20 protein-coding genes are annotated in these 21,975 nt (G+C 26.1%); 7 read left to right on the top strand and 13 right to left on the bottom strand.

What is annotated here, in order from left to right:
* Positions 1-171: 171 nt before the first annotated feature.
* The 5 genes from QZ146_RS03230 to QZ146_RS03210 form a co-directional block, all read right to left on the bottom strand.
* The gene (locus tag QZ146_RS03230) at positions 172-438 is read right to left on the bottom strand and encodes a hypothetical protein (RefSeq protein WP_295722213.1); all 267 of its coding nucleotides are present in this window, start codon (positions 436-438) and stop codon (positions 172-174) included.
* A 523-nt stretch (positions 439-961) separates the two neighbouring features.
* On the bottom strand, positions 962-1,258 hold the full coding sequence (gene albA, locus QZ146_RS03225) for a DNA-binding protein Alba (protein ID WP_295722212.1): 297 nt from the start codon (positions 1,256-1,258) through the stop codon (positions 962-964).
* 95 nt (positions 1,259-1,353) lie between these two features.
* Positions 1,354-2,895, bottom strand: a complete 1,542-nt coding sequence (locus QZ146_RS03220; protein WP_295722211.1) for a 2-isopropylmalate synthase — start codon at positions 2,893-2,895, stop codon at positions 1,354-1,356.
* A 165-nt stretch (positions 2,896-3,060) separates the two neighbouring features.
* On the bottom strand, positions 3,061-3,726 hold the full coding sequence (locus tag QZ146_RS03215) for a PHP domain-containing protein (RefSeq protein WP_295722210.1): 666 nt from the start codon (positions 3,724-3,726) through the stop codon (positions 3,061-3,063).
* Positions 3,727-3,803: 77 nt separating this feature from the next.
* Complete coding sequence (locus QZ146_RS03210) at positions 3,804-4,862, bottom strand: DUF1786 domain-containing protein (RefSeq protein ID WP_295722209.1); 1,059 nt, start codon at positions 4,860-4,862, stop codon at positions 3,804-3,806.
* A 450-nt stretch (positions 4,863-5,312) separates the two neighbouring features.
* Here QZ146_RS03210 and QZ146_RS03205 point away from each other — a divergent pair, with 450 nt between their 5' ends.
* Entirely contained in the window at positions 5,313-6,083 is a 771-nt protein-coding gene (locus QZ146_RS03205; protein ID WP_295722208.1) for a ParA family protein, read from the top strand.
* Between the two features lie 9 nt (positions 6,084-6,092).
* On the top strand, positions 6,093-6,608 hold the full coding sequence (locus tag QZ146_RS03200) for a hypothetical protein (RefSeq protein WP_295722207.1): 516 nt from the start codon (positions 6,093-6,095) through the stop codon (positions 6,606-6,608).
* A 135-nt stretch (positions 6,609-6,743) separates the two neighbouring features.
* Here QZ146_RS03200 and QZ146_RS03195 read toward each other — a convergent pair whose 3' ends face one another.
* On the bottom strand, positions 6,744-7,859 hold the full coding sequence (locus tag QZ146_RS03195; protein ID WP_295722206.1) for a radical SAM protein: 1,116 nt from the start codon (positions 7,857-7,859) through the stop codon (positions 6,744-6,746).
* Between the two features lie 209 nt (positions 7,860-8,068).
* Here QZ146_RS03195 and cfbB point away from each other — a divergent pair, with 209 nt between their 5' ends.
* The 4 genes from cfbB (at position 8,069) to QZ146_RS03175 (ending at position 13,485) form a co-directional block, all read left to right on the top strand.
* Positions 8,069-9,505, top strand: coding sequence for a Ni-sirohydrochlorin a,c-diamide synthase (gene cfbB, locus QZ146_RS03190; RefSeq protein WP_295722205.1), 1,437 nt, complete (start codon positions 8,069-8,071; stop codon positions 9,503-9,505).
* Positions 9,506-9,583: 78 nt separating this feature from the next.
* The gene (locus QZ146_RS03185) at positions 9,584-10,777 is read left to right on the top strand and encodes an oligosaccharide repeat unit polymerase family protein (RefSeq protein WP_295722204.1); all 1,194 of its coding nucleotides are present in this window, start codon (positions 9,584-9,586) and stop codon (positions 10,775-10,777) included.
* A gap of 88 nt (positions 10,778-10,865) precedes the next feature.
* Positions 10,866-12,479 (top strand): hypothetical protein, encoded by a 1,614-nt coding sequence (locus QZ146_RS03180; RefSeq protein ID WP_295722203.1) that lies wholly within the window; start codon positions 10,866-10,868, stop codon positions 12,477-12,479.
* A gap of 175 nt (positions 12,480-12,654) precedes the next feature.
* Positions 12,655-13,485, top strand: a complete 831-nt coding sequence (locus QZ146_RS03175; protein ID WP_295722202.1) for a F420-dependent methylenetetrahydromethanopterin dehydrogenase — start codon at positions 12,655-12,657, stop codon at positions 13,483-13,485.
* Between the two features lie 420 nt (positions 13,486-13,905).
* Here the strand turns inward: QZ146_RS03175 and hisB are convergent, their stop codons facing one another.
* The 4 genes from hisB to QZ146_RS03155 all read right to left on the bottom strand — a co-directional run bounded on the left by hisB (position 13,906) and on the right by QZ146_RS03155 (position 17,212).
* Complete coding sequence (gene hisB, locus QZ146_RS03170) at positions 13,906-14,484, bottom strand: imidazoleglycerol-phosphate dehydratase HisB (protein WP_295722201.1); 579 nt, start codon at positions 14,482-14,484, stop codon at positions 13,906-13,908.
* Between the two features lie 51 nt (positions 14,485-14,535).
* Entirely contained in the window at positions 14,536-14,757 is a 222-nt protein-coding gene (locus QZ146_RS03165; protein WP_295722214.1) for a 4Fe-4S dicluster domain-containing protein, read from the bottom strand.
* An 88-nt stretch (positions 14,758-14,845) separates the two neighbouring features.
* On the bottom strand, positions 14,846-15,538 hold the full coding sequence (locus QZ146_RS03160) for a TOBE domain-containing protein (RefSeq protein WP_295722200.1): 693 nt from the start codon (positions 15,536-15,538) through the stop codon (positions 14,846-14,848).
* Between the two features lie 117 nt (positions 15,539-15,655).
* Positions 15,656-17,212: an oligosaccharide flippase family protein gene (locus QZ146_RS03155; RefSeq protein ID WP_295722199.1), complete on the bottom strand. Its 1,557-nt coding sequence runs from the start codon at positions 17,210-17,212 to the stop codon at positions 15,656-15,658.
* A gap of 154 nt (positions 17,213-17,366) precedes the next feature.
* Here QZ146_RS03155 and QZ146_RS03150 point away from each other — a divergent pair, with 154 nt between their 5' ends.
* On the top strand, positions 17,367-17,825 hold the full coding sequence (locus tag QZ146_RS03150; protein WP_295722198.1) for a hypothetical protein: 459 nt from the start codon (positions 17,367-17,369) through the stop codon (positions 17,823-17,825).
* A gap of 27 nt (positions 17,826-17,852) precedes the next feature.
* Here QZ146_RS03150 and QZ146_RS03145 read toward each other — a convergent pair whose 3' ends face one another.
* The 3 genes from QZ146_RS03145 to QZ146_RS03135 all read right to left on the bottom strand — a co-directional run bounded on the left by QZ146_RS03145 (position 17,853) and on the right by QZ146_RS03135 (position 21,744).
* Positions 17,853-18,170 (bottom strand): zinc ribbon domain-containing protein, encoded by a 318-nt coding sequence (locus QZ146_RS03145; RefSeq protein WP_295722197.1) that lies wholly within the window; start codon positions 18,168-18,170, stop codon positions 17,853-17,855.
* 197 nt (positions 18,171-18,367) lie between these two features.
* Positions 18,368-19,594 carry a bifunctional 5,6,7,8-tetrahydromethanopterin hydro-lyase/3-hexulose-6-phosphate synthase gene (locus QZ146_RS03140; protein WP_295722196.1) on the bottom strand — a complete coding sequence of 409 codons (1,227 nt, stop codon included), beginning with the start codon at positions 19,592-19,594 and terminating at the stop codon, positions 18,368-18,370.
* Positions 19,595-19,908: 314 nt separating this feature from the next.
* Entirely contained in the window at positions 19,909-21,744 is a 1,836-nt protein-coding gene (locus QZ146_RS03135) for a threonine--tRNA ligase (protein WP_295722195.1), read from the bottom strand.
* Between the last annotated feature and the right edge of the window lie 231 nt (positions 21,745-21,975).

Raw genomic sequence — 21,975 nt, 5'->3', positions numbered from 1 at the left:
TTATCTGCACTTACTTGGAAATTAGAAGATATTTAAGTATATATTCCAGTCATATTAGATTTTAAATCTTCCATTAATGGAATAAGTTCATTATAATCTTTGGAATTGTTTGTTACATATGATGCAATTATTATTCCTTTGTGTTCATCTACTGCTATTTGGCCATTGTAATCAAATTCCCATTTTCCTTTTTTTATTTAACATAAATCGAGCATCTGGGTCATTAATACTTATTAAGTTTTTTTGAGATTCTTTAACTTTTTCTTCAAGTTTTTCAACCTTTTTTGGAATTTTTTCAGGCCCCTTTTCCGCTTGTTTTAAAAGCTTTTTAGTGGATGATCTTAATTTATATTTGTTTCTATTTTCTTTAGAAGATTTTTTAACTTTTTCATATGTTTTATTACATATAACTAATGTCAGTCTTTGTTTTTCTTTCAATCTCACGTTATGATAATCCAACATCAAATATACTCATTAAAACTAGTCTAAGTAAGATTTAACGAGGATAAGCAAACTCACCAACAGTATCAACAAATTCACGATTTGCTTGTAAACAATCAATTTCTCGACTACATTTTTAATAAAATAACACGGATGATCTTCAGGAATCATATATCTCAAGTCCATTGGGATTAACATAGTCTGATTAATAGTATCATCTTTTAAAACCATAAATAAAACAACTATAAATATTAATATCTATATATAATAGTTATAATTCATGGTATATAAATTTAAAGGATAAATAATAGAAAAAAATTATAAAAAAAATAAGTTTGTCTCCCACCCTCATAAATTTTTAAAAATAGTTTTTAGTATTAAATTAATCTATTATTAATATTTTTAATAAAAATATTGATTTTTAATATCTATTATAAAGATCTTTAAAAATAGTTTTTAATTTTAAATTTATTTATTTTAATATTTTATAATAAAAATATTAGATTTTTAATATTTATTATTAAAAATCTTTAAAATTAGTTTGGTTTTTAATTATTGGAATAATGATTGAGCTTACATTTGTAGTTCTACCATCAGGATTTCTAATCTCTTCAGTTTGGGTTTTAATCTCACCAATTTCAGAACCTGGTACAAATCTATTTTTTACTATTTCAGCTACATCAACAGCTCTACTAATAGCTCTTCCTCTAGCTCTTATGTTTATTTCTGTTTCGCCTTCATTTATTTGTGTTACTACTGCTAAAACATAGTTCATTACTGGTTTATTTCCGATAAATATATTGTTCTCTATTGTCATTTTTATACCTCTCTGTATTTATTAATTTTAATTATTTTTTATAATAATTTAATTATAATAATATAATATTTAATTTTTTTTTATTTTATTTTATTTTATTGTTTCAATTCTTTTTTAATCATTAAAAGCTTGTTCACTGAATTCAATACTGCTTGTACACTTGCTTGAATAATATCTTCATTAGCAGATCTACCCGTTGCAACATTACCTTCACCATCACTAACTCTGACAAATACTTCTCCAAGTGCATCAGTACCTCCATTAATTGCTTCAATATGATACTGCTCCAGTTCAAATGAAGTTGTGTCACGTATTAATGATTCAATTGCATTTAATGCTGCATCAACTGGTCCTACACCAATTGCTGCTTTTTCTTTTACTTCATTATTAATCATTAGTCTTATTGTAGCAGTTGGTGAAACACTATCTCCAATTGATACAGATAATCCTAAAATTTCAACAAATTTCTCTTCTAATGTATTCATTTCACTTAATGCTATTGCTTTTAAGTCATCATCTGTAAGTGATTTACCTTTATCTCCTAATGATTTTATATGTTGAAGAACATCTTCTAATTGAGTTTGGTTTAAGTCAATGTTAAATTCTTTTAGTTTTCCTTTTATAGCATGTCCACCACTTTGTTTTCCTAAAACTATTCTTCTGGTTTGACCTACCATTTCAGGACTAATTGCTTCATAGGTATTAGCATTTTCCATTATTCCATGTACATGTATACCTGATTCATGTGCAAAAGCATTTTTACCTACAATTGCTTTATTTTGTGATAAATTTATACCTGTGACTCTTGATACAAAGTCTGATACATTATAGATTTTTGTTGTATCTATATCCATAGGATGATTATATAATGAAATTAATGTCATAATAGTTTCTTCAAGAGATGCATTTCCGGCACGTTCTCCTATACCATTTACTGTTCCATGGAACTGACTAGCCCCAGCTTCAATTCCCATTATTGTATTTGCCACTGCTAGTCCAAAGTCATTATGGAAATGTGTACTTAATGGTACTTTAAGTTCTTGTTTTAAATCGTAAATTAATGATTTAGCATCCATTGGAGTTAGTATTCCCACTGTATCTGGAACATTAATCATATTTACTCCTGCATCTTCTACAGCTTTATATATATCTACAAGAAAATCCCATTCTGTTCTTGTTGCATCTTCTGCAGAAAATTCTATTGTAAGTCCATGGTCTTTACAGTAGTCGATTATTTTTATAGCACTTTCTTTTATTTCATCTTTTGATTTTTTTAGTTTGTAGTCTCTGTGGAGTGGGCTTGTTCCAATAAATGTATGTACATATTCTAAATCACAATCAAGTACAGCGTCTACATCTTTTTCTACTGCACGTGCTAAACCACAAATTGTACTATCTAATTCTAATGCTTTTACTTTTTTCGCTGTCTCTTTTTCTCCCTCTGAAGATATAGGAAATCCAACTTCCATTTTATCTACACCAAGAATGTTTAAATTTTCAGCGATTTCAATTTTTTCATCAACTGTTAATGCAACTCCTGGGGATTGTTCTCCGTCTCGTAAAGTAGTATCGAAGACATTTATTTTTTCTTGTAAGTTTTTATATTGTTCGTTCATTTCATAAATTGATTCTCTCATTTTTTTCCTCCGATATACATTTATTAGTACAATTGTTTTTATTTTATACTTATATATTTAGCTATAACTATAATATAATAATTTTATTTATTTGTATATATATTATAATATTTATTATAAAATTAAATTATTATTCTTATTTTTTTCCTCTAATCTAGATTATATTTACTTAAACTCTTTTTTAATATGTTTTTTATAAAAATATTTTGTAAGCATTATATTTGATGTTCCATTGCCTAATGCCTTTGTTTTTCTTTTTTTAATTGCTTTTAATACACTATCTATATCCTTTTCACAATCTATTTCACTATAACAATCCATTATAAAATTTTTATAGTGTGCATCACTTGATCCAAGTTCTGCTATATTTTTTTCTTCTGCTAATTTTTTTCCTTTATAATTTGAATATCCTAATATAAATCTTGCATTTTTAGTTTCTACTCCATCAATATTTAAATCTTTATTTTTTTCTTTGCAAAAGAGTCCATGTCTATAATATGAATATGGATGTGGCACTATTGCAAGCCCACCTAATTCATGAATTTTATCAACTGTTTCTTCAGCAGATAATCCTCTTTTTACCATTTCTTCTATTCCAAAACCTAATATATGTCCATATTTACTACTTATTTCTATTGAAGGCATAACAAGTAATTCATCATCATTTTTTGTTTCTTTTAACGCTAATTGAGAACCTTCTATTGTATTATGGTCACTTATTCCTATTATATCTAAATTTAATTCTTTAGATTTTTTTATTATCTCAGATGGTGTACTTATAGCATCTGGTGAATAACTACTGTGTATATGTGGATCTAATTTTAGTATCATATTATCATTTTTCATTAATTTTTTATTATAACTTAGAACTTATAATCAATTTTATAATTTTAGTTTTTATTTTATTATTATTTATTTTTTAATTTGTATTCTAATGATTTTATAAGTCCAATTGTTCCTGTCATCATTACATCTCCTCCAGGGTTTGCATGATAGTAATCAAGTTCTGTGTCTTCTATTATTTCTCTTCTTGGACCTGTCACTATAACTTTTTCTATTTTTTCTATTGGATTTATTATATGTGCTCCATGACCATGGTCTTTATATATTTCTTCATTAGTAAGTGTACCCTCAGCTAATTTTTCTACATATTTTACAATTGATTTTTTTGTAAGATTACTAGTGTGATGTTCAAATACTCCTTGTATTTTTCCATTTTCTATTGATGCAGCTGTAGTATGTCCATTCCCTATGTCCATTACAATATAACTATTTAATTTTTTTGATTTTCTATCATAGCACATTCCACATATTGATGCAAATTTTGTATCCATTATTAATGGTTTATTTTTAATTTCCATTTCTGTGTGATTATTTAATATATTTTCAATAGATTTCATTCGTGTATAATATTTAGGTACATTCTCCATAAATCCAAATTCTTCTGGTTTTACTGGTTTTGATAATTTTTCTTTGATTTTTTCAAATCTAAAATCTCTATCGCCCATATTTTCATTATAACCATGATCTTGCACAGCTATAGCAATATGGCCAAAATCATAATCTAAATCATATTCTCTTATAAAATTTGATAATTTATCTATGTCAATATCTTTTAATGTAATTTTTGTATAATCTGAATAATCTTTTGTATTATCATTGTATACTATTTCTATACCATATGATTCTACTTGATTTAAATTATCTCTTATTGTTTTTCCACAATGTTCTTCCATTGCAACTTTATACCCTTTTTTAATGTGTTCAATTATTTTATCTTTTAATTTGCCACCTCCCATTATTTCTCCATCAAAATAAATATTATTTTTTGTTTTTTTAATTTTTTGACCTATTAATATATGTGGAGATGGTAAAACTAACTTAATTGAATTTTCTATTTCCCTATTACTATCATAATAGATTATATCTTGAGTCCCTGTTCCTATATCTATTGCTAATATTTTCATTATTTCACTATCTATTTTTTTATATATCTAATAGAATTTTTTATTATTTATAAATATTTTTTATAATTCTTTTTAATATTTTTATTAAAATTTATCATTTTTTTTATTAGATATATTTTATTTTTAATGATTTTATTATATAAAATAGTTATAAGTTATAACTTATAAGTTATTTATTAAAATTTCTAACGTATTATTTATAAGGTATAAATTACAATATATAAGTAATAAGTTAAAAATAATAACTTACAATGAATAAGTTAAAAAATATAAGTAATAATTTATAAGGTAAAATTTTTAACTTATAATTTAAAATTTATAAAATAGAATTTTTCAATTATAATTTAAAATTTATAAGTTTTTATCAATTATCTTATGTTTTTCTTAATTTATATTATAATTTTTAATTATTTTTTATTTATTAATTCAAAGGAATTAAGGAGTTTATTTATGGGAGAAATAATTGCAATTATGAACCAAAAGGGGGGTTGTGGGAAAACTACAACTGTTGTAAATCTTTCAGCATCATTAGCAGTAATGGGTAAGGCAGTTCTTGTTGTTGATATGGATCCTCAAGCTAATGCAACTACTAGTTTCGGTATTGATAAAACTAATCTTAAACATACTGTTTATTCAGCTATTAGTGGAGAGGTTTCTATTAAAAAAGCAACATTTCCTACTTTTATTCAAAATTTATTTATTGTACCAAGTAATATTTCCTTAAGTGGAGTGGGTGTAGAATTAAGTAAATTGGATAATTATCATTTAGTTTTAAAGGAATTACTTAAGGATATTAAAGATTTATTTGATTATATCTTAATTGATCTTCCCCCATCTCTTGGAATTATTACTATTAATGGGTTGGTTGCATCTGATAGTGTAATTATACCAATACAAGCTGAATATTATGCATTAGAAGGAGTTGCAGATTTGATTAATACTATTGATTTAGTAGAATCTAGATTAAAAAGTCCAACCCCTATTAAAGGTATTTTACTTACCCTTTATGATACAAGGACCAGATTAAGTAGAGATGTATATCGTGAACTTAAAAAATATTTCGAAGGTAAGGAAAGAGTGTTTAAAACGGTTATTCCAAGAAATATTCGATTAGCTGAAGCACCAAGTCATGGTAAACCTTGTATTGTTTATGATCGTGAGAGTAATGGAACTGTAGCATACTTAAAATTAGCTCAAGAAATTTTGGATATGGAGAACTGAGGTTATAAAATGTCTAAAAATAAAAATTCAGGATTAGGATTAGGTAGAGGTTTAGATTCATTAATTCCTAATGATTATTATGATGAAGATTTTGATGCTAATTCTACTCAATCTTTAGAAGATATGTTAAATGATTCTAATAATAAAGATTCTACAATTATAAATAATTATATAGATGATGATTCCAACGTTGAAGATGTTCAACATGAAGAAGATAAATCATCTGATGTTTCTAAGGATGATAAAGAAGAAAAACCTGTTGAAGATCAAATTCAAAAAGAAAATGATGATGATAAGGATATTATTGTAGATTCTTCAGTTCAAAGCAATATTGATGAAGTTATGGAAATTGTTCATAAAAATCCAAGAATAACTCTTTGGTCTGTTCATTCTTCTGCTGTTTTCAGATATTTGAGAAAAACACAACCAGAATTTAGTATTAGTAATGAAGCTTCTTCTTTAATTGATGAAGCTGTATCTAAAAAATATCCTGAAATATGGAAATTATTTGAAGATAAAATATAATTAATTTTATAATTTTTTATCTTATATTTTATTTTTTTTAATTTTATTTTAATTTTATTTTTTTTTTTAAATTTAGCTTATTTTAATTTATATTTTATTTTAAATTTTTTCTGTTTTAATAATTAATTTACTCATTTAAAAATTGTCTAAAGCTGATTGATAATTTCCTTTTAATTTTATATAAGGTTCGGCTCTTGAAGTTACAACTCCTATTTTTTTCAAGTCATTAATATCTTTAAAAGGATGTTTTACTCTTATATCCATAATACGTCTTGCAGATTTTAGTCCAATACCTGGAACTCTTATTAAATCATGAAAATTAGCATTATTTATTTCTAATGGAAATATGTCCATTTTACTTGCTGAGAGAATTTTTGGATCTTCTGTAAGCGAAATATTATTATCTTCATCAAAAACCAGTTCTTTTGTTTTAAATTTATATTCATTTAATAAGCTGTCTGCATGATATAGTTGATTTGTTCTTTGTTGATTACAATCGCATCTATTTTCTAGCTCTGTTTCTTCCATTGCAATAAATGGTGAAAAATATGTCCTTTTAAGATATGTTTTCTTATAGATTTTCTCCATTCTCTTTAATATTTCAAAGTCACTTTCATCATTTGCACCTATTATAAGTTGTGTTGTTGGTCCAGAGGGAGATAGGTTTTTATCATGTTTATAATATGAATTAATCCAATTAAGTCTTTTTAGAATGTCTTTATTATAATCTTTTGTTGATGCTATTTGGGATAGTCCATCAGCAGATGCAGCTTCAATATTTATACTTACTCTATCTGCAAGTGTCATTGCTCTTTTTATTGAATCTTTACTTGCTCCAGGTATGATTTTAAGATGAATATAATCTTCGTATCCATAGCTTTTTCTTAAAATATTACATGTTTCAATAAGTCTTTCCATAGTATTGTCTATTGTATCACTTACACCACTACTTAAAAATAGACCATTAACATAACCTGAAGTATAATATTTAATAAAAACCTTTGCAATCTCTTTAGGACTTAGTTCTATTCTTGTAAAATCCCTTTGGCATTGATTTAGACAATACTTACAATCATTTTTACATTTATTTGTCATTAAGGTTTTAAATAATGGTACAATACATCCATCTTTTCCTGTAGCCGGATAAATTCCAGGTAAATTTACATCTGATATTCTACTGCGATTTTGTGAATCACATAAATCAAATTGTGCACTATCAGATAAGACTTTTGTTTTATTTAAATTGTCCATAATATCTTCATTATTATTTTTAACTAAATTTAAGTATAATTTATTATTATAATTTAATTATAGTTTTAAATTAGTTTATAATAAATATTTAAATTTATAATTAATTTGTAATATTTATTTATTAGATTTTAACTATTATCTATTTTATTTTATAATTAAATTATTTTATTTAAAAAACTTTTAATATTATTATTAATAGTACTTTATATATGAATATAGTATTGGCTGGAACTGGAAGTGCTGTTGGAAAAACTACTATTTCAACTGGAATAATGGGTGCACTTTCAAAAGAAGTAAAAGTACAAGGATTTAAAGTAGGGCCTGATTTTATAGATCCCTCTTACCACAGTCTTGCAACAGGAAATATTAGTAGAAATTTAGATTCTTTTTTTATGAATGATTATCAAATTAATAAATGTTATAAACGTGGTATTGATTTATCTAAATCTAAATTTGGTATAATTGAAGGTGTTAGAGGATTATTTGAAGGTATTGGACCCATTGGAAATGTAGGAAGCACTGCTTCAATCGCTAAATCTCTTAATGCTCCAATTGTTTTGATTATAGATTCAAGAAGTTTAGTCAAAAGTGCAGCAGCTCTTGTTTTAGGTTTTAAATCATTAGATAAAGATCTTAATATTCAAGGTGTAATTTTAAACAAGGTTAAAGGAAAAAAACATTATCTTAAAACTAAAGAGGCCATAGAATCTTTAACTGACACTAGTGTTATTGGAGGTATTCCTCGAAATGAGGATATAGAAGTATTACAACGTCATTTAGGTTTAGTTCCAGCACTTGAAAGGGAAAATATTAAATATAATATTGATAAATGGATTGAAATTGTAGAAAAATATATTGATTTGGATGCATTAAAATCTATAATGAAGGAGTATCAAGAGGATTCAAATAAAGCAATTAATAGTCGTATTAAAGATCATATTGATAATCATACTATTAAACCTAGTATAAATTTTAATGAAGAATTTAGAAAAGAAGATACATTTGAATTGTGGAAGGTATCTAATAAACAACATTTAAAAATAGGTGTTGCAAAGGACGAGGTTTTTTCATTTTATTATCCTGAAAATCTTGAAGCTCTTCAAGAAAATAATGCTAAAATCATCGAATTTAGTCCTTATAAAGATGAGGAAATTCCAGATGTAGATGCTCTCTATATTGGTGGAGGTTATCCAGAATTATTTATAAAAGATCTTCAATCTAATAGTTCAATGAGAAAATCTATTTTAGACTTTTATAATAATAACGGCTTTATATATGGAGAATGTGGAGGATTAATTTATTTAAGTAAATCTATTAATAAGCATAATATGTGTAATGTTTTACCATACTCATCACATATGAATAAGCATGTACAAGGTTTATCATATACAATTGCAAAATCACGTTGTGATAACATTATATCATCTAAAGATGAGATTATCAGAGGCCACGAATTCCATTATACATCTATTGATACATTTATCAATTCTAAATTTGCCTTAAATGTTTTAAGAGGAAGGGGAATTATTAATAATATGGATGGTTTAATGAGTAAAAATGCTCTTGCAAGCTATATACATATTCATGCTTGCTCTCATCCAAACTTTGCATATAACTTTACAAGAAACATTTGTGAAAATAATTAATCATAAATAATTATTTTAATAAAAATAAGTATAAAATATAAATATTTATTATTATTTAAATTTAAATAAGGTCATAAAATGAATTTTGATAAAATAAAAGACATTGATTTGTTTAATCCATATATATTAATTTTTATTATGGTATCATTTGTTTTAATATCATTGCCTATTCATTTTACCTCTTATTTACTTCCAAATCCTTCTTATCAGCTTTTTTTATATATTTTTTTAGGATTTTTATTTTATTTCTTTGGTATTATTATATCAAAAAAATTCTTATTCAAATTAAATTTTCTAGAAAAACTTGAAAGTATACAATCCTATATATCTATAGAAAAGTCAAATCATGAAACTATTCATGACTTTAAAATATATTTAAAGGAGCTTCCATTATTTGGACAGTATTCCAAAACAGAACTAATTCTTATATTGTTAATTTTATTTAGTTTATTTTTACAGATTATTAATTTTTACTTCCTTGGAGGTATACCATTATTCAGTGGTATACTTAAAGCTCAATCTACAGGTAAATTATGGTTTATATCATTTATAATATTTTTACCATCTATTAATATTTTACTTGCAAAATATAATCGTAAAGCTCATTATCTTTTATTTTTCATTGGAATTATTTTATTTGCTTTAACAGGTTATAGAACAACTCCAATTGCAATTTTTTTAAGTTGTTTTATTAGTTTATATTATACTCGTCATATACCTATAAAGTATATAATTTTGTTTTTAGCTCTTATTAGTATTTTACTTGTAACTGTAGGTTTTGTTGCTGTTAAATCTATAGAATGGCAAAATTGGTCACTAAATCCCTTAGAACTTATATCTTATAGAGCAGCATTTACCTTAAATATTTTAGATAAAGTTATTTACCTTCAAGGTATTGCAGGGGGAAAATTATTTTATTATACATTAACAGGATACTTTACCCATGTAGATCCACGTATACTTGTTGGTGAGATTGTTCTATCAAAATCTACATCTATTACTTCTACAATTTTAGGTCCTGGACTTTTAGACTTTGGAGCTATAGGTATGTTTATCCAAATGTTTTTCATTGGTTTTACACTTAAAACTTTACATATTATTCAATCTTATAAACACAATATATCTACTGCTTTTTATGCTATAATCCTTGCTCAATCTATTATTTGGATAGAAACAGGACCAACTGATATAGTTATATGGATTTTTTACCTTATAGCTATTTCAATAATTATATATACATTATTAAATTTAAAAATTAAAATTAATAACTAAACTTTTTATAGAAACTTAAAAATATAAATATTAGATAAACTTTAAAATTATATTTAAGAATAATTATTCTAATAGTGTTGGTTTTAAAATGAAAAATTCTCCTAAATCAAATTTAAAAAAGAATTATGATACTACTCATCCACTACTTCTAGAATTAGACATGACTCCTGAAGATTTTGAAAAAAACTTCGGTATTTCTTTTGATGAATTTGATGATGATGTTGATTTATCAATTCATGAATTATTAGAAGAACTAGACTTATTAGATGATGATTTAGGAAATAACTTTCAATCATATTTACCTAAACCTAGTTTAAAAAATAAAAAATCAGATTCTAAAAGTAAAATTAATAATTCTACTATTAAAGAAGATAATAATATTGATTCTAAAGAGCCAAAAACTCATTTTTCACTTTATCAATCTAAAAAATCAAAAAACAATACTTCTAAATCAAAAAATAGACAAACTAATCAAAATAAAGATGATGAGTCTATTAGTGATAGTATTCATAGTGTAAGAAATTATTTTGAAGAAAATAGATTTATAAAAAATACAGATAAGGAAATAGATAAAATAAGAACTATAGCAGTGGCTTGTGAAATTGCTCCTGCTAAAACAATTATACCTGTATTAAAACTCTTAAGAAAGTTCGAATCTGAGAAAAAATTAAATTGGGAAAAAACAAGGATAATAGGCCTTGTTCATGGTGATGGAGCCAGTGAATTAATTAAGCCATATTGTGATGATATCTACTATATAGGTCAAGGTCGACGAGCTAATCAATCTAATAATTCTAGAATTAATCTTTTCAGATTAATTATTATAGATATTTATAAAGCGACATTAGCTATGATGGGAGAACAAATTGACCTTCTTGTTACATGTGGTAATGCAGGAGATGTTAGAAAAGCTATTTCTGCTGCTAAATTACTTAGAACCCCAGTTTTACACATTGAACAAGATATTTATAATCCAATAGAAATTATATCTCATGCTAATCTTATAACAACTCCTTCTAAAGATTATGAATTTTACCTAAAAATACAATATTCTCTTAAAAATGTAGTAAACATAGGAGGATATCCTCAAGCATCATATGTTAACAGTATGATTCAATCTGATAAATTATTGACAAAAGATCAAATTACAGAACAATATGGTTTTGATCATTATATTTTCGTAGTTTTAGGTGGAGATTTGAAAGTTGATGATTTAAAAGATTTAATACCACTTATTGATGGTTTTGATTATCCTACTCTAATTGCTCCATATAGATTTGATAAAAAAATGATTGAAGACTTATCTCGTTCTGACAAGGTTAAAATTTTAGATAATTTTGTAGATGTTTTATCTTTATCATATCATTGTGATGCTCTTATTTTTGGTGCAGGTATGGGTATGACAATAGAGGCGGGAGTACTTAAAGTGCCATCAATTAAACTTTATGGTTTTCATCCTTTCCATAGCAGTATTAATTTAGCTAAGGATTTAAATATCCCAATTGTTCAAATATATGATATTCCAAGGGCTTTAAAAAAATTATACCCTCCTAGTGGTGATTTAGTAAGTGATGGTGAAATTGCAACCTATAATATTCTTAATTTAATTAATAATTTTGATTACTCACTAAAAAAAGGTAATATTAAATCAACCTTTAAATTATGGAGAGGAAGATCTAAATTTAAAAAAGGAAAAAAATAATTTATACTTATTTTTAACTCATTTTATCATTTTTTTACTTAATTTAATGAATTTCATTAATGCTAATCTATTTTTTATATTATTACAAAATTCAGTTTATTATATATAAAGTTTTTGATTTTTTCATAAACAAAAATACTTAATAAGTAAATAATAAATCTATATATGTGATATTATGGTAGTTAAAATTGGAATTATTAAAAGTGGAAATATTGGTGCTTCACCAGTATTAGAACTTTTGCTTGATGAAAGAGCTGATAGACCTAATATAGATGTTAGAGTTTTCACTTCTGGTGCTAAAATGAACCCAGAACAAGTTGAAGACGTTGTTCCTAAAGTCAAAGACTTTGACCCAGACTTCTGTATCTTCACTAGTCCTAACCCAACTGCACCAGGACCTGCAAAAGCTAGAGAATTATTATCTGCTATGGACGTTCCAGCATTCATTATTGGTGATGCTCCAGGTAAACGTGCAAAAGATGAAATGGATGAACAAGGTATTGGATACATCATTGTCGAAGCTGATCCTATGATTGGTGCTAGAAGAGAATGGTTAGACCCTACTGAAATGTCTTCATTCAACGCAGATGTTATTAAAGTATTAGCTGCAACTGGAGCTTACAGATTAATCCAAAATACTATTGATGCTGCTATTGCTCAAGTAGAAGCTGGTCAATCTGTAGAGTTACCTAAATTAGTCATCAATGCTCAAAAAGCTGTTGACGCAGGTGGATTTGCAAATCCATATGCTAAAGCTAAAGCTTATGCTGCATATGAAATTTGTGCTAAAGTAGCTGATATTGATATGAAAGGTTGTTTCATGATGAAAAATTATGAAGAATACTTACCTGTTGTAGCTGCTGCTCACGAAATGGCTTCTGTAGCTGCTCATTTAGCTACTGAAGCTAGAGAAATTGAAAAATCCAACGATACCGTTTGCAGAACTCCTCACATGGGTGACGGTTCTACCGGTTCTAAAGTTGATTTAATTTCTAAACCACAATAGGTTTATTCTATTATTTATTAAGTAGTTTTTTAAAACTACTTACTCTTTTATTTTTAGCTATTTTTTATTATTTAGATATTTTATGCTATTTTTTATTAAATAATGTATTATTATATTAAAATTATACTAATTTTTTTTAAAATACTTAAAGTTTTTTAAATATTCTATTTTTTAATTTATAATATATTTTATAGAATTAAGGTGTTTGTAAATTATATTTTTTAAAATTCTTCTTATTTTTTAAATACAGGTAAAAATTAGTTTAAAAAGTTTAGAGTTAAAAGATCATCAATTTTTATAAAATTAGATAATGTTTAAATTAATTTATTCAATAATATGGTCCTTTAGTTTATAATAATTAATTTAAAAAATAAATAAGTAAATAAATGAATAAAAAATTAGGGTTTAAAAATAAAAATATTATAAAACACCTTTAGTACTAGGTATTTTATCGTGTTCTATTTTACATGCATCTAGCATTGTTTTTGCAAAAGCTTTAAAGAGTGCTTCAGCTTTATGATGATCATTTGAACCAGTTGCTTTTCCATAAAGGTTTATTTTACTAGCATTTGTAAATGATTCAAAAAAGTGCATTATATTATCACTTGTTAAATCTCCTATTTTTTCATTTTTAAAGCTCAAATCTAAATTACAGTAACTACGCCCACTAATATCAATTGCTACTGTTGCAAGTGAATCGTCCATTGGAATTGTTGCATCTGACATTCTTTTTATTCCTTTTTTATCTCCAATGGCTTCTAGGAAGCTTTCACCAAATAATATTCCAATATCTTCTACTGTGTGGTGGTCATCTACTTCAATATCTCCACTTGCTTTTATATTTAAGTCCATAAAACTGTGTTTTGAAAAGGATTCTAACATATGATTTAAGAAATTTATACCAGTGTCAATATTATAATTTCCTTCTCCATCAATATTTAACTCAAGTTCAATATTTGTTTCTGATGTTTTTCTAGAATTTTTTACTTTTCTCTCCATTATATCACTTCAAAATGATTAAATTTATTTAATAATTTTTTTTAATTTAGTTTAAATAATATTATTATTTTCTGTTTTTTGATATTTTTTATCTATCCATGGCCTATTTATTGTAATTGCATTTTTTTTACATTTCATTTGGCATAACATACAGGCATGACAAAATTCAAGGTTAGATACATGTGCTAATTTATTGTTTATTTTCCAAATCTTTTCACCTTTAGCACAAACCTCCTTACATTTACCACATCCATTGCATCTATTTTTATCTATGATTATTTTAATAATATAATCACCTTCTAGGGAATATTTTTTTGATTACTATATTAGCTAATAAATTTTCTACTTTTATTATTATTTTTCATATTTTTAATGTTGCAATTGATACAGCTTTAAATCCAATGTAAACTGGTTTTCCAATTGTTAATTTTAAATCTTTTGATGCTGATACGGTTATATCAACATATATATTTATTCCATCAACATCTACAACTAGTCTAATCATTTCATTTACTAATTTCATTTCTGTTATCTTACCTTTTAAAACATTACGTATACTAGATTCTTGAGGTTTTAACATTACAATAATATTATCATAGCTAATAAGTGCAATTATACGATCCCCTACTTTATAATCTTCTTTAACAGGTAAGGTCATTATAATATTATTCATTTGTATTTTCATTATGCCTCTATTTTTATCAATCTCAAGAATATTTGCTTCAATTTCATTTACTTCCCTGTGAAGATTCATAATTGCATTAATTTTTTTACATTCTTTAAGAATTGCTTGACCTTCATCTGTTAAAGTGGTACTACCGCCTCCACCACTTCCCCCTTTAGAAGTATTTACAATAGCAATGTCTAGACCCTCTTCTATTTTGTCTATATAATTAAGAGCAGTTCTATATGAAACCTTTGTTATTTTTGCTGCTTGTGTTATAGAGCCTGAGGAATTAATATTTTTTAGGAGAGTAAATTTTTTATCATCTAGTAAGAAGCTTTTTCCATCTAGATTGATTTTATATTCCACACCTGCTGTAACTTCAGTCATTATATTACCTACTAAATATATCTTAATTTATTATGTTTTTTATTTATAAAGTAATTTCATAATAAATATTTCTTATTATTATTAAATAAAAATAAATTATATGAAAATTTAATGGTATTATACTCTTTTTTCAATAATACTGACTAGTTTTACATATATTTTTTTAAATGGCCCAGATTTATCTTCAAATCCTTTAAGTGTCTTTATATCATATTCATCAAATACTTTAAGTAGGATTAAACCTGCAAAATATATGATTGGACTTATGATAAGTCCTATCAATAATCCATAAGGGTTTGATGGAAGAATAAATATTGCTCCACCCATAATCAATGATGCAAGTACAATATTAAATATCTTAATTTTTGGAATTTTAGCCTGTGTTTTTTTAAGAGTATATATTATTGTTGGAATTGTTAATATAATTGTTGCAATTGTTGTTGCCATTGCACCCCCGACAATTCCCATTTTTTGTATTAGAAACCAGTTAAGAACTACATTAAGAGCTGAACCTAATAGTAAAATATACATTGTAATTTTAGGATAACCTATTCCTTGTATAATCCCTGTTGAAACACCATAAATTGAATAAAAAGTCATTCCAATAACAAGTATTCCAAGTGCAGTTGCTCCAGAAGCATATGCAGCATTTGTAAAGTATACAACCCTCATTATAGGATGTGCAAATACTGTAATAAATATACATAATGGGACTGTTAGTATAAGTGAGTATTCATAGGATTTAAAAACATACCTATCTAGTTGTTGTTTATTTTTTGTACTATATGCTGCTGATGCTGCAGGTAAGATTGTTGTTGCAATTGAAAGAGATATGACTAAAGGAAGTCTTGCAATAGGGTCTGCAGCTGTATAATATCCAATTAGACTATCGGCTAAAAATATCCCCATAATAAATGTTGAAATACTATATATTATCATCTCGGCAAGTGCTGTAATTGTTACAGGTATTGCAAATAATATTAATTGTTTTGCAAGTTTTATTTCATCACGTCTTGTAAATACAAAATCAGCGCTCTTGTTTTTTTTAATATATTTTCCCATATATTTTCTGTAAATTAATACTCCTGTACTTGCACTAGCCATAAATCCTACAACACTACCAAGTACTCCTCCTGTAGCTTGTAGACCTATAAGTACAAATCCAGTTGCACATAAAATCATAAATACTTGTTCAACAGCTCTTGTTGCAACAATATATTCCATTTTATATACTCCCTGAAATGCACCTCTATATGCACCTACAATTACACTAAAAGGAGTTATAAGACCTACTGCTTGAAGAGGGAGTAAGGCTTTAGGATTTTTAAATACAACATCTGCAAGATATGGTCCTATTAAAAAAACCATTAAAAATCCCATTAGAAGACCTAGAAAAATCATTATTTTTATAGCTGTTAATATGGTTTGACGAGCCATATCTTCCTTTTCTAGGGCATTATATTGTGATACATATTTTGCTATTGCAGGTGGAAGTCCTCCAGCTGCAAGAATCTGAAATATGCCTTGAAATGGAAGTGTTAATCCTAAAATACCATACATTGCAGGACCAAGTAAACTTGCCATTAAAAATCGGTATATATATCCTCCTACACGAAATATAATATTTCCAATAAGGATAAAAAAACTACCTTTAGCTAGTCTAGAACTACTCATATTAACACCTAATTTAAAAAAAATAAATTATTTTAATAGTTTTTATATATTATATTTTATTTATAAATTATTATTATTAAAAATTATAAATATCTATATAAAAGATGTAGAATATATATTAGTATAGATTTAAATTTTTAATTTCGGTGTAATTATGAAACAATCTAAAGGTATTGTAAGGAAATATTCAAGAGAATATACTAGAACTCTTAAAAATGGTCAAAAAAAGAAATATACTACTGAACAAGTTCAAATATCAATACCTAAACAAGATAATGTTTTTGATAATAATGAGGAAGTCTTAATTCTACCTTATCTTGAAGGTATCTCCTCTATTAATAATGAAAATAATAGTTTTAATGAAGATTATAATGCTTTAGTTAAGGAAAATAAATTACTTAAAGAAAAATTAGCTCGTTTTAAAAATCAGAATAGTCCTTCTTTTTCTAATGATTATAAAGATGAGTTTATCTTTAAACTTCAAGAAGAATACATTGATTTAAGTAAAAAGTATGAAAATCTTCAGATGGAACTCATATCACTTAAATCTGATCAAATTAATAATGAATATACTATAAAACGATTAAAGAATTTTATTCTAAATCAAGACTAATTTTAATATTAAAAATATCTAGTTTTATTAATCCATTTGTCTGTAACCACGTTTATTACTTTGATAATGGTTAACTTCTTCATCAAATTTTGGATTCCAACGTTTTAAATTAGGTAAGAAGTACATTAATAATCCTGTTGCATCTTCTTCTCTTAAATCGGGATTTTTATCTAACATTTCTTTTGCTTTTTTTACTATCATGTCTTGAAGAGTTAAATCTGGTTCTGTAAATTCTCCGTTTTGAAAACAGTCAATACAATAATATTCATTTTTTGAACCATCTTCATTTGTTCCTAATTCGTCTCCTCTACTCATAGGCTTTCCACATGAATTACAAAATCCCATATAATCACCTTGTTTTCTTATTTATGAGTTAAATATAATATTAATCCAAAGGTTTTTATTTAAATAGTCTATTTTATGATTAATTTTAAAAAACTTTACTTAAAAGGTATTTCAGTTTAATATTATTTTTATAAAATTAAGTATAAAAAAAGTAGAAAAAAGTAAAAAAAAATAAGTTTAAATAGTGAATACACTATTTAAATCTTTTCGTCTTCATCAAGAGCAAGTCTCATATTGTCTGGATCTACTGGGAAGTGTGCTAAGAAATCATCAGCAGCTCTTCTAGGATCTTTAGAACCGATAATGTATCTTCCAGCAATAATAATATCTGCTCCTTTACTGGTTGCTTCTTCAACTTTCTCAGGTGTAATTCCACCTGCTACAGCTATTAAACCATTTTCACCTAATATTTCTTTTATTTCTTTAATATTACCCCATTCGGTCATATTACTGGTATCTTCACCTTTTTCAGCTAAAGTAGTTTCTAAATCTACATTTCTGTGGAGTAATACAATATTTGGTTTAAGATCAGTTTTAATTGCTTTTAATTTTTCAGTAAAGTTCTTTACATTCATCATATCTAATATTGAATAGATACCTTGCTTTTGTGCTTCGTGTATTGCTTTTTCAATAGATTCAACAGTTCCAAGTCCAGATATTGCTACTGCATCTGCAGTTTCATCTGCTGCCATTTTAACTTCTACTCTTCCAACATCTAATGTTTTTAAATCAGCAATAATAAATGCATCAGGACGTAATTCTCTGATTTTACTTACTACACCAACACCGAATTTTTTAACAAGAGGAGTTCCTGCTTCAATAAGGATTCTTTCTCTTTCTGGAAGGACATCCATAATTCTTTTAACAGCATCTAAGTTGTCTAAATCTAATGCAACTTGTAAGTATGGAGCATTCCATAATCTTTGTACTTTGAATCCCATTATTGGATGTGTTCCACGATCTTTTTCTGTTAAAACTTTATTGATATCTGGATAACCGTTCATTGCTCTTCTTAATGCTAATTTGGTAGCACCATAATTGTATTGGTATATTTTTCTAAAGTTATTTGCTTCAGGATGTATATATACTGAAACCATAATTACTAAATCATCAACTTTATCTTTAGGAAGAATTCCTTCTTCTACTGCATCTGCAATTGCTCTACCTACTGCTGTTTGTGCAGGTCCAAATACTTTACTTGCATCTTTTAAATTTCCAACTGTTACTTTTGGTATAATTAAAGTAGCAGGTTTAGTCATTAAATTTGGTCTGATTACTGTAAGTAGGGGGGTGTGACCAACTGAAAGATTGGTTAAACTAGTTGCAAAAGCAGTACCTACAGGACCTTCTTTATCACCAATTGTTAAATCAACATGTGCTAATTCATCTCCATCTCCAATAAGAGCTTCTCCTATATTAAACATCTATTATCCTCCAATTATATTATATCGATTACCATTAGATTTTTATCAATAATTTCATAATCAATAATAATTTTATATATGTTTTTAAATACATAAATATTTTTTAATTTTTTTTTAAATTTTAATATTAAATTTTAAGTTATAAGTTTTAAGTTTTCATTTTTACTTTTTTTAGCTCAATTATAAGTTATAATACTATAATTTTTATTAAAAATTTTAAAATAATTTTATACTTTAAGATATTTTTTAATGAGGTTTATTGGTTTAATAGGTTATTACTTAAAAGTATAAAATTATTTTTTATTATTTAATTACTAGAAGTGTATTCTTTGTGATGTATTTCTTGGTATTGGTAATTTTCTATAAGGCATACCTTTATTATCATTAGATACAGCTTCAATTAACTGGTCTATATTCATTTCTAATTTTTCTCCACTTTCTCTTACGCTAACTTGGAATTTACCAGATTCAAGTTCATTATCACCGATTACAAATGTATATGGTACCCATTCTTTTGCTGAATTTCTAATTTTCTTACCTACTCTGTCTTCACTATTGTCAATATCTACACGAATATTTGCTTCTTCTATTTTATCAGCTAACTGGATTGCATATTCAATATGTCTATCTGCAATAGGTAATATTCTTACCTGAATTGGACTTAACCATACAGGAAGCATAGGAGATTTTTCATTTATTTCTATTGCAGTTTTTTCAAGTAAACTACAAATAACTCTTTCAATACTTCCAGTTGGTGAACAGTGTAAGATAATTGGATTATGTTCCTCGTCATCTTCACCAAGGTATTTTATATCAAATCTTTTACCACTTTCAACATCAATTTGAACTGTTGGATTTTCAATAGGTCTTCCTAAATAGTCAATTGCTGCAAAATCGATTTTACAACTCCAGTAATGTTTTCTTTCAGGTAATATTTCAAGAAGTAATGGTTTATTTATTCTTCTTGCTGTATTATACATCCATTCTTTATGTTCATTGTAAAAGTCTTCTGTTGCTCTAAATATAATTTCATAATTGACATCTAAATCTATACCAGTTTGTACACACATCTCTACTTGTCTGTCAAATTCTTCTAAAGTTGAATCCATATTTTCACAGAAACTGTGGAAATCAGGCATAGTAAATGCTCTCAATCTTTTTAGACCTACAACTTCTCCCTTTTGTTCATATCTAAAACTATAGGTTGAAAGTTCATATACCTTTGCAGGTAAGTTTTTCCAAGTTAAAAAGGTATCTCCCATTACTCTAAATGCTCCGAAACAACATGCAAACCTAAGCATCAATGGGTTTTTAGTTGCTGCTCTATATTGTCTTTCTCCAAATTTAGCTGCATGCTCTCTAATTGCATCATTTTCTAAATTATAAAAAATCGGAGTTTCAATAGGCATTGCTCCTTGATCTACAACTAAATTATAAACATAATCAGATAATAAATCTCTTACTAATCTACCTTTAGGATACCATTTAAGGTTTCCTGCATCTGAAGCTCTTTCATTATCACATAATTCTTTTTCTTTCATTAGTTTAACATGAGGAGGTTCGCCTTCATCTGATGCACCTATACCTAATTCATATTTAACTAATTTTTCTAGCTGATCTTTGCCATCATAGTTAAACTCTTCAGTACTTGTAGTTATTCCATCACTTAAAATAAACCATTTAGAACCTGGCCCTTTATCTTTTTTCTCCTCATCATCATCTTCCATATCTGATGTAATTGTTCTTGATAGTTCACTTAATGGATGTCCTTTACAGGATAATTCAAATCCTTTATACCAACCAAATGGCACTCTGTATACATTATATCCTTCTTCTTTTAAGATTTCTTTTGCTTTTTTCATTATTTCCACAGCAAATTTTGGAGATCCAAGTGAGCTAGATAAATGTGCATAAGGATAAAGGACAATATTTTCTGCTTTAACTTCATTAGTAACTTTTATAGCTTCTTTTGCTAAATTTTTTGCAATTGCATCTGGGTTCTTCTCATCTTCTTTTTCAACAGATGTAAATACTACTAATGATTCCTTAAAAGCTCCGTCTTTTTTTGCTTCATCTATTTCTTCAGCTACAGGAGTTTTGTTTTTTGTTTCATATTTTATAAAATCTGAATGTATAAGTAATACACGCATTAAATCACCTAATTTTAATAAAAAAATAAAATTAATTAATTAATACAATTTTTTTATAAATTTATATTATAAAATAAACTTAATATTATAATCTAATTTTGTTTATAATAATATTTATATTATATATTCTATTAGGCTTTGTCATTTTGTTAGTTGGGATTTTATTTTTTTCATCCATCCATTTTTTCTGTTGAATATTTGGTTAAATATACCTTGTTTTGTTCTAAATCT

Origin of the sequence: uncultured Methanobrevibacter sp. (assembly GCF_905235195.1) — an archaeon.
In the GTDB taxonomy this organism is placed as follows: domain Archaea; phylum Methanobacteriota; class Methanobacteria; order Methanobacteriales; family Methanobacteriaceae; genus Methanarmilla.
The sequence above is the reverse complement of the archived record's forward strand: the minus strand, read 5'-3'. Positions and strand labels throughout refer to the sequence as shown.